This is a genomic window from Bullifex porci (assembly GCF_009695635.1).
Taxonomy (GTDB): Bacteria; Spirochaetota; Spirochaetia; order Sphaerochaetales; family Sphaerochaetaceae; genus Bullifex; species Bullifex porci.
Window position 1 is genome coordinate 44,881 of sequence record NZ_VUNN01000001.1, and the last position, 13,701, is coordinate 58,581.

Consider the following 13,701-nt stretch of genomic DNA (forward strand, 5'->3'; position numbering starts at 1 on the left):
TAAAGCTTTACTCAGATGGAGGAGTATATATCTTTTCGTTATTACTATTTCCAAAGGTTAAGCATTTAGTATCACAGATATAAAAGTCAATATTTTTATTTGTATCATCTGTTCCATTAAATCTATTAATTGTTCTAGTACTAGTTGTGTGCTTTGAGTATACAGGCTCATCGATCCACTCAAAATCAGCCACAAGCTCCTTATAGCTCTTTTCAACCTTAGCATTGCCAAAGCCAGAGTATGTAGTAGCTTCATTATCTGAGTAAACAAGAGCATCTAGGATTTCACCATTTCCACTAATAGTATCGTATAAGACAAAGCACCCATTATTAGTTGCAAGCTTTACACTGCTTTTTGCTTCAATTTGATATGTAGTATTACCAGTATTATTTGTAAAGCTATCTTTTTCAGGCTTTGAGCTCCAATAAATTACTATGTAGTCACCACGCTTAACATCTATTGAAGGAAGTGTAAAGCCAAAGGTCTCATTACCCTTTGTGCCATTAGCACAATATATACCCTCTGTATTTCCCTCTGTATATGCTAAAAGCTCTATTCTATCTGGCTGTGTTGGTGTTCCCTTCGATGAGAACTCAGTAATCTTAATATTTGGGAGCTTATCATTTCTTCCCGAGATTGTGAAAATAAAGCTTGAGGAGTTTCCATGTAAATCCTCAACTATTAAATAAAGCTCCTTGGCTTCACTAACAGATAAAGGCTTTGGGAAGGTAAGCTGTAGCTTCGATGATGAAAGCTTTTTATATTGAAGCTTTTCACCATCTAGCGTTGCTTTAACAACTACTATATCTTCATCGAACTGGGCGCTAGCACTATTGGTGCTTTCCACATTGAGAGATAATAAGCATGGTAGTGTTTTATCATTTGCACTAAGCATGTTGAAAATATCTCCTAGCTCTTGGCTTTGACAGCCAATAAGTGATAAAAGGATTAAAAGAAAATAAATAAAGTACTTCATATTAATAATACAATTTTTCAATTGTTTTTTTACAGGAGAGATAAATGGCAAAGCTTTGGCAGAAGAACTATTCGCTGGATTTATTAATGCAGCACTTTACAGTTCGCAATGACTATATTTTAGACCAAGAGCTATTAATTAGTGATGTTGTTGCATCAAATGCACATGCAATGATGCTAAATAAAATAGGTATTCTTACAGCTAAGGAGCTTGAAGAGCTTAGAGAGGGGCTTAAAGAGATTATCGAGCAAAAGCTCACAACAGGCTTTGAGATAAAGGAAGAGGATGAGGATTGTCATACTGCAATCGAAGGGTATTTGTCAAAGCGCTTTGGTGAAACTGGTAAAAGAATCCACACAGGTAGAAGTAGAAATGACCAGGTTCAAACTGCATTAAGACTCTATATGCGAGAGGCTTCAATTAAGATCGCAAATGAAACTCTAAGCTTTGCTCTTGAATTACTTGCCTTTGCAAAGAGATATGAGTTTGTTCCAATGCCAGGAAGAACTCATATGCAATTAGCTATGCCATCATCTGTAGGCTTATGGAGTGCATCTTTTGCTGAGGAATTAATTGATGAAGTAAAAATACTATTAAACGTTAATGAGCTTTTAGATCAATCTCCACTTGGCTCTGCTGCTTCCTACGGAACTCCTATCTTCCTAGATAGAGAGTATAGTGCTAAGCTAATGGGCTTTGAGAAGGTTCAAAATAATGTTTTATATTCAAATAACTCTAGAGGAAAGTTTGAAGCTATCCTTTTAGATGCACTTTCATATATTGCACTTACAATTAGTAAGCTAAGTCAGGATTTAATTCTTTTTACACTCCCTGAATTTGGATATTTCTCACTTCCTAAGGAGCTTACTACAGGAAGCTCTATTATGCCTCAGAAAAAAAATCCTGATGGCCTTGAGCTTGCTAGAAGTAGAAGCTGCCTAATTACCTCTGCCTCTGAAAGAGTTAAGGATACTATTAGAAGCCTTCCTAGTGGATATAATCGTGATTTCCAAGATACTAAGGAGCCTGTTATCGAAGGTATTCGTGCTTGCTTTGACTTAGTTGCAATAATGGCACGTATGGTTGACGGCTTAATTGTTCATGAGGATAAGCTTGTCCAAGCTTGTAAAAGTGAGCTCTATGCAACAGATAAGGTCTTTAGAATGGTAAAGGAAGGAAAGAGCTTTAGAGATAGCTATAAGGAGGTAGGTCTTTCATTAGAGGATGTTAAGGCTGATGACCCTTATGAAGCTTTAAAGAGCAGAACTAGCATTGGAGCTGCTAATAATCTAAGACTTGAGAATAGCAAAAAAGAAGCAGATGACCTTGTAGCCATCTGCAATGAAAAGTTTGAAAAATACAGTAAAGCCTATGAGGCTTTAACTGGTAGAAAGGAGCTAAGCCTTATTACTTGGTAATTTGGCTTGGAAGTGGGGTATGCTTTTTTACCTCATGGTAACACTCTGCAATATTAATTAAGTAGTCACCAATATGCTCGAGGTTTCGTTCGATCTCGAGCATTAATAATTCTACCTGAACATCCTCAACTCCAACAGAGAGACGAGAACGAATTCTACCAGATAGAGTCTTATGCTGAGTATTGATACTTCTCTCAAAGGCTAATGAGGTCTCTAAATCATCTCTATCCATACCTGTATCTGTATGAGATGTAATAAAGACAATGAACTTAGATACTAAATCGATTAAGGATCTAACTTCTAATTCCTCCTCCTGAGTAAAGGTAAGCTTTTGCTTTATTCTCTGCTCTGTAATTTTAATCAAGTTAAAGATACTATCTGTTACAGATTCAAGCTCATCGATAACTCTGAAAAGATTAGATACAGATCCTGAGGATGCCATATTATCTCTTTGAATTTTTACACATACACTAGTAAGCTGTTCCTGCATTTGGTCTGCATAATCCTCTTTCTTCTTTAATGAGGAAACAACCTTATCAATATCGATATCATTTCTTGCAAAGGCATTGTGGTATTCATCAAACATATCCTTAGCAAGATTAGCCATTTTAGTTATTTCACCATTTACAGCTAATAGGTAAAGCTCTGGAGCCTCCATGTAAGGACCTGAGATATATGAGAAGTGGTAATCATCCTCACTATAAACCTTTTTATCCTTAACAAGCTTTGTAATGAAATTTGAATATTGGTTGATAAATGGGAAGAATAAAAGTGTGTTTGCACTGTTAAAGAGGGTGTGGAACATAGCTAAGAATGCTGGAAGAGTTTCTCTTAGCGCTTCCCCCTGCATTGAGTAGATATCTCCTGGAGTAATTGAGTTTACAATGAAAATCATTGGTTTAAATAAAATCATTGCAATAATTGAGCCAATGACGTTAAAGAAGATATGCGCAAGCGCTGCTCTCTTTGCATTTGTAGAGGCTCCTACTGAAGCAAGGTATGCAGTTACTGTTGTACCGATGTTTTGTCCAAGACAGAGAGCACATGCTGTATATAGTCCAATCCATCCCTGATAAGCGAGTGTAATTGTAATAGCCATTGTAGCTGAGGAGGATTGTACTACTATTGTAATAATAGTACCTGCTAATACACAAATCAGCATTGAAGTAACAGATTGATCCTCTAATGCAGATAGTAGCTTAATCATTGTTTGGTTTTCTGAGATATCTGGCATTGAGGTTTGTAAAAATTCAAGTCCGATAAATAAAATACCAAAGCCTAAAAATATCTCTGAAACCTCTTTAAAGCGTGAATTAGATGAGAACATTAATGGAAGAGATACTGCAATAGCAACTAATGCTAATACTGTAATATCCATCTTGAAGCCAAGTATTGCTACAATCCAGCCTGTTATTGTGGTACCAATGTTAGCACCTAATATTACTCCAATAGCTTGAGTTAAGCTCATCAGAGAGGCGTTTACAAAGGATACAACCATTACAGTTGTTGCCGAAGATGATTGAATTATTAATGTAACAATAATTCCTGTAAAAACCGATAGGAATCGGTTAGCGGTCATAAGATGAAGTATTGATTTCATCTTCGCGCCCGCACATTTCTGTAGTCCATCTGATAAAAGCTTCATTCCATAAAGGAAGAGACCGATAGAACCTACAATTTCAAAAAGCGATGCAATGAGTTTCATACATTTTAAAAGCTACCAAATGGTTTGTAGGTGGGTAAAGGATATCGCTTAAGGGCTTTTGTGAAATTTGTGTAAAATTTTTTCACGACATTTGTTTGGATTTATCCATCATAAAGTGTTAATAATCATATTTCATAATTGAACTTTTATACCTTCTTTTATAAAGTATATGGCATGAGTATCATTAAGCCACACAAACTTGGAGTTATCGCAGGCCCTGGCACAGAATATTTTGCAGGGAAGGTTGTAAAGCATTTAAGAAGGCTTTATATAGATCGTTATGAGAAGGTTTCAAAGGCCCTCAGCAAACGTCACGAGATGAGTGAAGAGGAGCTGTTAAAGAGAGTTACATTGTTGGATGATCTTGATAGCAAGAAAATCCCAACAGGAAAGCTACCTTCTTCCTTTTATTGCCCTGATTTTACAATAAACGTTAAATACACTCGTTTTGCTAATGGTGAGGAAAAGGCAGAGCTTATCGACCCTGTAAGAGGTCTTAACGTCTATATTATATATGATATTTCTAACTGTGCACCTATTAAGGTTGCAGGCCTTGAGAACCCTCAGCCTTTAAGTGTTAATGACCATTTAATGTTCTTGTTTACTACAGTTGATGCTGTAAGACTCGCAGGAGCAGCTTCAATTACTCTAGTATTACCTACATATCCATATGCAAGACAACATAAGAAGGCAGGCCGTGAGGCTTTAACAGCTTCCTTATTTGCTCGTTTCTGTGAACAGCTAGGAGTTGAAAGAATTATTACTCTTGATATCCACTCTAGAGAAATTGAAAATGCATTTAGAACCTGTCACCTTGAGAACCTCCATGGCTCTTATCAGACACTCATTGCTCTTAGAAAGGTTATTGATTTAGCAGATCCTGACTTAGTAGTAGTTTCTCCTGATACAGGTGCTGTATCAAGAAATAAGTTCTATGCTCAGGGCTTACACAGACCTCTTGCTATGCTATATAAGGAAAGAGACTACTCAATTGTAAGTAAGGATGCTAAGAATAGTAATATTAAGAGTATTAACCTACTTGGTGATGTAAGAGGTAAAACTGTCTTAATGGCAGATGATATGATTGCAACAGGTGGTACAATGATAATCGCTATGAGAGAGCTTATGAAGCTTGGTGCTAAAAAGATTATCTGTATGGTATCACTCCCATTTTTTAATGGTAATGCAGTTGAAAACTTCGATGCAGCATATAAGGAAGGAGTTTTCTATAGAATTATTGGTACTAATGCTGTTTATCAGGGTAAGGATTTACTTGAAAAGGAATGGTTTGTTCAAGCAGATGTAACAGAGCTTTTTGCTCGTGTTATCTCTAGATTACACCATGGTAGATCAATTTCTCCTCTACTTGATAATAGAAAGTTCATTCAAAAGCTAATCGATCAATCACAAGCGGGTATCGGACTTAGTGATGATGATCAGGCGGCCAAGCTCCCTGACTGATTGATTAATTTTTTGAAGGAGGAATAGTACTATGCAAATGTCAAAGAGAATCTCTTCCTTCCAGTGTTCTCCAATTAGAAGGCTTGTGCCTTACTCAAGAGATGCTGAAAGAAGAGGAATACATGTAATTCATCTTAATATCGGACAGCCTGATATCAAGACACCTAAGGAAGCTATTAATGCAATTAACACATATAGTGAGGATGTAATTGCATATGGCGTTTCAGAGGGTGAGCTTGCTCTTAGAGAGTCCCTTTGTAAATATTATGAAAAGTATGGCGTTTCAGTAACTCCAGATAATATCATGATTACAACTGGTGGTAGTGAGGCTATTCAATTTGCTTTCATGACTCTTTGTGACCCTTATGATGAAGTTATTATTCCTGAGCCTTTCTATACTAACGTTTCCACCTTTGCAAACATTGCAATGGTAAACCTAGTTCCTGTAACCAGCCAGGTCGATGATGCCTTTGTACTTCCTTCAATTGAGGACTTTGAAGCTAAGATCTCAAAGAAGACAATGGCAATTTTACTTTGTTCTCCAAATAACCCAACTGGGCATGTATATACAAAAACTGAGCTTTTGCAACTTCTAGAACTATGTAAGAGACATGATATCTTCTTAATTGTAGATGAGGTATATAGAGAGTTCTGCTACGATGGAGAGTCCTTTACAAGTGTTTTAACCTTCCCTGAATATAAGGATAGAATTATTTGTATCGATTCATTCTCTAAGAGATTTAGTATGTGTGGCTCTCGTATTGGTGCTATCGTTTGCTACAATAAAGAGGTCCTTGATAGTGCTATGAAGCTTGCTCAAGCACGTCTCTGTCCTCCTGCTGTTGAGCAGGTTGCTGCAACTGCAGCATTAACTGCTCCACAGGAGTACATCGATGACGTTGTTAAAGAGTATGAGAGAAGAAGAAATACTCTAGTTAGTGCAATCCAAGAGATTCCAGGGTGCAAGCTATCAAGACCAAAGGGTGCATTCTACTTTATCGTTGATTTCCCTGTTGATGATGCTGAGCGCTTTGCAATCTTCATGCTAAGGGACTTTAGCTATCAGGGAAATACAGTAATGTTTGCTCCTGCTGAGGATTTCTACGTAACAAAAAGCTTAGGTAAAACCCAAGCAAGAATCGCATATGTATTAAATGAGGATGAGCTAAGACTTGCAGGAAAGTGTCTTGCGGAAGGTCTTAAGGCATATAGAAAACAAGTAATGGGATTGAGGTAAGGAATTAATTATGATCTTTGCAAACGATGACTTAGCTGACAACATGAGACTTGATAAAGCTAAGAGGAATGTACAAGAGGCTTCGCAGTATTTCGAGAACGATGTAGTCAGTATCGCAAGGATCATAGCAATGTATTATCCTCTTGAGATATTAAAGATGTCCGCTTGGGAAGAGAGGAGAATACATCTTTCTAAGAATGATAAGGCCTCCATGATGGAAGCCTCCTTCCTACCATTATTGCTTCAATCAATTGTTCAAAGTAAAAAGTTCTACAGTGAAAAGGGCTTTTCTGCTAATCGTGATATTAAAGAAAAGGATTGGAATAGAATTAAAGCCCTTTCAAAGGATGCCTTCAAACGTCTTACTTGGTATATTGAAAACTACGCTGTAATCCAAGTTAAAGAGGGCGTAATATCTCCAAGCCACTACACAATCTATCGTGATACCTTACTAAATCAATATTGTTATCCAACACTACCAGATGAAATAGAGGAGCAAGTTAAGGAATTAGCACACTCTATATTTGTCGATGATGAGAGTAATGTTAAAGCTATTTTAGGAGTCGATGCTAATTTCTTTGCTAATGAGCTATCTAAAATTTGTGATAATGGAAAAAATGGTATTTCTGAGTTATCAAGTGAAAGCTCTATACTCCATGCTGAGATAGATTTAAAGATTGCAAAGCTAAAAAGTGAAGATCCATCAAAGAGTGAAAAGGAGCTAATGAGCAGAGTAATTCGTGAGGGTGGATACTCATATAAGCTAGAAGAGCTTAGAAGAAAGAGAGATGATTTTGATCTCTTTGAGGTTGAAAGAGTAACACTATTAAGTACTCATGCCTTAAAGCAGCTCTCTGCTACTGTTGGCTCCTATGAGGGTGACTTCATTAAAGATGGCTTTATGAGTGCAACAATAAAACCATTCTTACGTTTTGCTGACCGCTTCTATCTATTTACTGGAAGAACACTCTTTTCTTCTCTTCCTGTCTCTTTTAAAGAGGCTGGAATTATATCTAATGATAAGCTTCAAAAGCTATTTTCCAACTATATTTTAAAGCTATTTTATGAAACTGATAGTGTTGATGTTTATCAATGGCGTGGTAATAGATTTGATATTTCATTGCTTCCAACCTTAAATTGGAAAAACTGGTTTAATGAGCCAGCTCATTTTGAATCAACACTATTACAAATTGAAGAAGAAAAGAGTAGAAAGCCACAGCTAGGTCACACAAGGCTAATCGTATTCCCAAATAATGATCAAAAGCTTGAAAAGCTTGCTGATAATACCTTCTCAATATCTCTTTCTGAATACGTTCACATCGTAAATAACGAGAATCTTACTAAGGAGTTCTTTAGAGCACTACTTGGACCTTTTAAAATTGAAAAGGGTGAGATGGAAGCCTTTGAAGATGTAATCGACGATGATGACTATCTTACAGAGGAAAGCCATAATGAAGAAATAGAGCCTTTATCATCTGAGATTGAATATGAGTATGATAGTAGAGATGATGATGAAAAGGCGATTGAAATCGAAAATAGATTAAATAATTCAGAGCCAAGTAATAATGACTATGGATATAAGATTCCTACTGCTGAGGAGCTAGAGAACCTTAAGGAGCGTTATGCTCTTCCTGAAACATTTAAAAATGAAAGAGTTATTGAAGAGCTTGATGCTCTTGAAACAGATGAGTTTGATCAAACAACTCAAGAGGATGAGCTACCTAGCTTAGAAAATGATGAGCTTTCTGATATTGATGAGGATGATTATCTAACTGAAGCTGAGGAAGAAAAGGATGAAGAGTTTGTCGATGAAGACCCTGTTACCTCATTCTTAGACGATGATGATTATGATGAGCAGCCAACTCTATTTGATCCTCTAAATCCAACTCAACCAAACTTTAATGCAATTTATACACCTCATCCAGACCATGCAGAGGAGGAATCCTTAGCAGAGGTTGAGGATGATACTGAATTACTTCACCTTGAGGATGGTGTATCAGAGGAAGAAACATTAAATGAAGAGGAAGATGATTTAGAAGAAGAGCTTCCTATTGATGAAGCTGATATCGATGAAAGCTCAGAAGAAAGTGGAAACACTGAAGAGGAAACTCTAGCAGAGGTTGAAGATGATATAGAGCCTCTACACATAGAGGATGGTGTATCAGAGGAAGAAACATTAGCTGAAGAGGAAGATGATTTAGCAGAGGAGCTTCCTGTTGAAGAAGCTGAATATCCTTTTGAAGCTGATGATAGCTCTGAAGTAAGAGAAAAATCTGAAGAGGAATCTTTATCAGAGGTCGAAGAGGATATAGAGCCTCTACACTTAGAGGATAGTGCTTCAGAGGATGAAACACTATCTGAAGAGGAAGATGATTTAGCAGAAGAGCTTCCTATTGAAGAGATGGTTCCAGAAGAAGAAACTCCTGCTGAGGAAGAAACTCCTGTTGAAGAAGAACTTCCTGTTGAAGAAGAACTTCCTGTTGAAGAAGAACTTCCTGTTGAAGAAGAACTTCCTGTTGAAGAAGAACTTCCTGTTGAAGAAGAATCTCCTGTTGAAGAAGAATCTCCTGTTGAAGAGGAAACTCCAGTAGAAGAAACTTCTGTTGAAGAAGAAACTCCAGTTGAGGAAGAAACTCCTGTGGAGGAAGAAACTCCTGTGGAGGAAGAAACTCCTGTGGAGGAAGAAACTCCTGTGGAGGAAGAAACTCCTGTGGAGGAAGAAACTCCTGTGGAGGAAGAAACTTCTGTGGAGGAAGAAACTCCTGCTGAGGAAGAAACTCCTGCTGAGGAAGAAACTCAAGTAGAGGAAGAATCTCAAGTAGAGGAAGAATCTCCTATTGAGGAAGAAGCTCCTATTGAGGAAGAAGCTCCTGTTGAACTTCAAATTGAAGATGAATTCCCACCTTTAATTGATGATATCATCAAGTCTTTAGGAAATAATCGCTGTCGTGCTTTTGAAGAGTTTATTAACGATGTTGATGAAAATGTATTAAATTCCTTTGTTGAGGTTGTTACAAAGTGCTTCAAAGCTCAGCAGCTAGATAAGAAGGATAAGATGTTTACAATCTTTGATTTCAGCCTTTCTGTAATAGTTGCAATGGAGAAGCGCATCGACCAATTAAGGAAGAATGAGCTTAGAAATAACGTTGGTGGTGTTATGGTTTCTCAGGATGCTGACTCTTGGACTAGCTTAATTCTAACCTTTGATGAGGATATGAATCTTAAGAGTGCTACTGGAGAGGATATTTCACAAAAGAGCTTCTCAGCGTATGACTGGAAGATAGTAAGAGTAATTGGGAATAAATTAAAAGATAAATGATTAAACAGAGATACGAATTTACAAAAAAACTAATAAAAAATGCTGGAGCATTTCTTCTTGAACATAAGGCAGAGAGAGTAAATATTACAGCTAAGAGTTCAAATGATTATGTAACAGAAGCTGATAAAAAATGTGAAGCCTTAATTGTTTCAGCTATTAAGAAGGAATATCCAGATGATGGCTTTTACTGTGAAGAAAGTGGAAAAGAAAAAAGTGACTCTAGCTTTACTTGGGTAATCGATCCAATCGATGGAACTGTAAATTATATGAATACATTCCCTCTCTATTCTATTTCTATCGCATTAAAGCATAATGATGAAATAGTAATGGGATGTGTATATGTTCCAGAATATGATGAATTATTCTCAGCTATGAAGGGCTGTGGTTCATATTTAAATGGAGAAAAAATTGAGACTAGTAAAGAATCTGAAATGAAAAGATCTCTAGCCCTATTAGTTCCACCTCATAGACACTATAATGAGCTTGAATATTACATGGAAAGATACCTTAAGGTTTTAAAGGCTGTTTCTGATGAAAGATCAATAGGCTCAGCTGCTGTTTCCTTATGCTATGTAGCAAGTGGTAGATGTAGCATTTACTATGAATTATGCTTACACCTCTATGATTTTGCTGCAGGAGCATTAATCCTAGAGGAGGCTGGTGGAAGGGTAAAGCTACAGCCTCGTGAAGAGGAGATGTATGACGTTATTTCCTCCTGCCCACAATTTTTTGATAAGCTTTTGGAGTTAACTAAATGATAAAAGCCGTCCTCTTTGATTTAGATGGAACCCTTTTTGATTCATCAAGTGGAATTTTCCATACAGCTAACTTTACTATGAGAGCTCTTGGCTTTGAAGAGTGCCATGACGAAAAGCAACTAAGAAAGTTTGTCGGACCTCCTCTAAGAGAGTGCTTTAGAATTACATATAATACTGCTGAAGAGTATCTTGATCGCTGTGTTGAGGTATATAGAGAAGAGTATAGAAAAACTGGTATGCATATGTGTTATCCCTATCCTGGGATAGTTGATTTACTAAAGTTCTTACGAAACCATGGTATAAAGACAGGTGTATGCACTCTTAAATATGAAACACTAGCAGTTGATATTATTAAGGAAAAGGGGTTGTTTGAGCTCTTTGATGTAATATTTGGAACTGATAGTCAAGGTAAAATAACTAAAGCCGATTCAATTCAAAATGCTATTAATCGTTTAGGTGTAGATAAAGAAGATGTTTTAATGGTTGGTGATACCTTAAATGATTTAAATGGAGCAAGGGAAGTTGGTGTTAGCTTTTGTGGTGTAACTTGGGGCTTTGGCTTTGAAAAGGATAGTGACGTCACATCAGGCTTTGCGGCTAGAAATTGTGATGATATAATAAAGCATGTGATAAAGGAGAATAGCATTATGGAAATTAAAAAAATTAATACCGATAAGGCACCTGCAGCTATTGGTCCATACAGCCAGGCAGTTGCAGTAGGTGATATGATTTTCTGTTCAGGACAAATTCCAATAATCCCTGAAACTGGAGCAATTTTAGAGGGTAGTGCAGCAGAGCAGGCAGAGCAGTGCTTTAAGAATATTAAAGCAGTTTTAGCTGAAGCTGGCACAGATATTACTCGCGTTGTTAAAGCAACAGTATTCTTAAAGGATATGGCTGACTTCGTACCAGTTAATGAAGTTTATGCAAAGGCCTTTGAAAATAGTACAGTTTTACCTGCAAGATCTGCTGTACAGGTTGCAAAGCTTCCTAAGGATGTAAAAGTAGAAATTGAAGTAATTGCTGTTAAGTAAAATCAGCAAACACAGCGCCTGTTGCCATTTGTAGGTCAGCAGGCGTTATTTTTATTTGTAGTCCTCTCTTTCCCGCACTAACATAGATATAATCCTCAAGCTCTGCTAAGCTCTCAATGAACGTTGGATATTGCTTAATCATACCAAGAGGGGAGCAGCCTCCTCTAATATATCCAGTGTACTTTAAGAGCTGATCAAGCTTTAATAGCTCTATTTCCTTTTCGCCTGTTAATGAACGTGCCTTCTTTAAGGATATAGTAAACTCTGCTGGAGTAACAAAGACATAAAGATTATTAGATGAACCCTTCATAACAATAGTTTTATAAACCATTTCAGGGTTCAAGCCTGCAGACATTGATGCATGTACAGCATCAAGATGCTCTTCATCAAATTCATATTCAACTACTTCAAAGCTAATTTTCTTTTGCTCGAGTAATCTCATTGCATTAGTTTTTATTTCTTTCATAAAAATAGGGTCAGCTTTTCACTGACCCTACTATTATAAGTATGAGAAAACTTTACATCAACTGTCTGAACATTGCTTTAAAGTCGTCAATAGATGCTTCCTTAGGGTTACCTGGAGCACAAGCATCTGCAGCAGCACTCTGTGCAAGGAATTCAAGATCCTCTTCCTTAATTGCAGCAAGCTTAGCAGGAATTCCTACATCTGCACTAAGCTGTCTAACAGCCTGGATAGCAGCAGCTCTGTATTCATCCTGCGTCATAGAATCAACACCCTTAACACCCATTACTCTTGCAATTTCACGATACTTTTCGCCAGTAGTTTCTTTGTTGAAATCCATAACGATAGGGAGCATCATTGCACAAGCAACTCCATGTGGAGTGTCATATACAGCACCAAGTGTATGAGCCATTGAGTGTGCGATACCAAGACCAACATTAGAAAATCCCATACCTGCAATGTATTGACCAAGAGCCATACCCTCACGGCCTTCCTTCTCATTATTTACAGCACCTCTTAAGGACTTTGAGATGATCTCGATTGCTTTGAGATGGAACATATCAGACATTTCCCAAGCACCTCTAGTTGTGTAGCCCTCAATAGCGTGAGTAAGAGCATCCATACCTGTTGAAGCTGTAAGGCCCTTAGGCATTGAGCTCATCATATCTGGATCTACAACTGCAACAATTGGCATATCATGTGGATCAACACAAACAAACTTTCTCTTCTTCTCAACATCTGTGATTACATAGTTAATTGTAACCTCAGCAGCTGTACCTGCTGTTGTTGGAACAGCAATTATTGGTACACAAGGCTTTTTAGTAGGGGCAACACCCTCTAGTGATCTAACATCCTCAAATTCAGGGTTAGTAATAATGATACCAATAGCTTTAGCTGTATCCATTGAGGAACCACCACCAATAGCAATAATATAATCTGCCTTTGATGCCTTGAAGGATTCTACGCCATGCTTAACATTCTCAATTGTTGGATTTGGCTTGATATCTGAATAAATATCATAAGCAAGACCTTCATTATCAAGAATATCTGTTACCTTCTTTGTTACATTAAATTTGATTAAATCAGGATCTGAGCATACGAAAGCCTTCTTAAATGCTCTTGCCTTTGCTTCATTTGCAATCTCTTTAATAGCACCATAGCCATGGTAGCTAGTCTCATTTAACATGAATCTGTTAGCCATTTTTATCTCCTTGTATTCTTTATTCTTTTAAGATAATGCATAAAAAGATAAAAAGATATCGATTTTTTTAGAGATATAATATTTTTTTCATCAATAATAATTGTAGAAATAATAAAATACTTGAAGATA

General features: G+C 37.0%; 10 protein-coding genes and 1 pseudogene. 7 read left to right on the forward strand and 4 right to left on the reverse strand.

The annotated features are described in order from the left end of the window. Window positions 1–7: 7 nt before the first annotated feature. Window positions 8–976: a hypothetical protein gene (locus FYJ80_RS00215; RefSeq protein WP_154424113.1), complete on the reverse strand. Its 969-nt coding sequence runs from the start codon at window positions 974–976 to the stop codon at window positions 8–10. Window positions 977–1,020: 44 nt separating this feature from the next. Here FYJ80_RS00215 and argH point away from each other — a divergent pair, with 44 nt between their 5' ends. Continuing rightward, on the forward strand, window positions 1,021–2,394 hold the full coding sequence (gene argH / locus FYJ80_RS00220) for an argininosuccinate lyase (RefSeq protein WP_154424114.1): 1,374 nt from the start codon (window positions 1,021–1,023) through the stop codon (window positions 2,392–2,394). Here argH and FYJ80_RS00225 read toward each other — a convergent pair. Next, window positions 2,384–4,099, reverse strand: coding sequence for a Na/Pi cotransporter family protein (locus FYJ80_RS00225; RefSeq protein ID WP_154424115.1), 1,716 nt, complete (start codon window positions 4,097–4,099; stop codon window positions 2,384–2,386). The genes argH and FYJ80_RS00225 overlap by 11 nt on opposite strands. Before the next feature lie 174 nt (window positions 4,100–4,273). Between FYJ80_RS00225 and prs the strand changes: the two genes are divergently transcribed. From prs to FYJ80_RS11850, 6 genes and pseudogenes are all read left to right on the forward strand, one after another. After that, a complete protein-coding gene (prs, locus tag FYJ80_RS00230) occupies window positions 4,274–5,560 on the forward strand; it encodes a ribose-phosphate diphosphokinase (RefSeq protein WP_154424116.1) in 1,287 nt (428 codons plus the stop codon). A gap of 31 nt (window positions 5,561–5,591) precedes the next feature. Next, the gene (locus FYJ80_RS00235; protein ID WP_154424117.1) at window positions 5,592–6,797 is read left to right on the forward strand and encodes a pyridoxal phosphate-dependent aminotransferase; all 1,206 of its coding nucleotides are present in this window, start codon (window positions 5,592–5,594) and stop codon (window positions 6,795–6,797) included. Between the two features lie 10 nt (window positions 6,798–6,807). Further along, on the forward strand, window positions 6,808–10,116 hold the full coding sequence (locus FYJ80_RS00240) for a hypothetical protein (RefSeq protein ID WP_154424118.1): 3,309 nt from the start codon (window positions 6,808–6,810) through the stop codon (window positions 10,114–10,116). After that, window positions 10,113–10,874 carry an inositol monophosphatase family protein gene (locus FYJ80_RS00245; RefSeq protein WP_154424119.1) on the forward strand — a complete coding sequence of 254 codons (762 nt, stop codon included), beginning with the start codon at window positions 10,113–10,115 and terminating at the stop codon, window positions 10,872–10,874. The genes FYJ80_RS00240 and FYJ80_RS00245 overlap by 4 nt, the downstream gene beginning before the upstream one ends. Continuing rightward, window positions 10,871–11,422, forward strand: a pseudogene (locus FYJ80_RS11845) (HAD family hydrolase); the annotation flags it as partial. The gene FYJ80_RS00245 and the pseudogene FYJ80_RS11845, both read left to right, overlap by 4 nt. Window positions 11,423–11,521: 99 nt before the next feature. After that, a complete protein-coding gene (locus tag FYJ80_RS11850) occupies window positions 11,522–11,908 on the forward strand; it encodes a RidA family protein (protein WP_235899561.1) in 387 nt (128 codons plus the stop codon). Here the strand turns inward: FYJ80_RS11850 and ybaK are convergent. Together ybaK and fucO are read right to left on the reverse strand one after the other, a co-directional pair. Then, on the reverse strand, window positions 11,901–12,374 hold the full coding sequence (gene ybaK / locus FYJ80_RS00255; RefSeq protein ID WP_154424121.1) for a Cys-tRNA(Pro) deacylase: 474 nt from the start codon (window positions 12,372–12,374) through the stop codon (window positions 11,901–11,903). The genes FYJ80_RS11850 and ybaK overlap by 8 nt on opposite strands. Before the next feature lie 52 nt (window positions 12,375–12,426). Next, the gene (gene fucO, locus FYJ80_RS00260) at window positions 12,427–13,572 is read right to left on the reverse strand and encodes a lactaldehyde reductase (protein ID WP_154424122.1); all 1,146 of its coding nucleotides are present in this window, start codon (window positions 13,570–13,572) and stop codon (window positions 12,427–12,429) included. Window positions 13,573–13,701 lie beyond the last annotated feature (129 nt).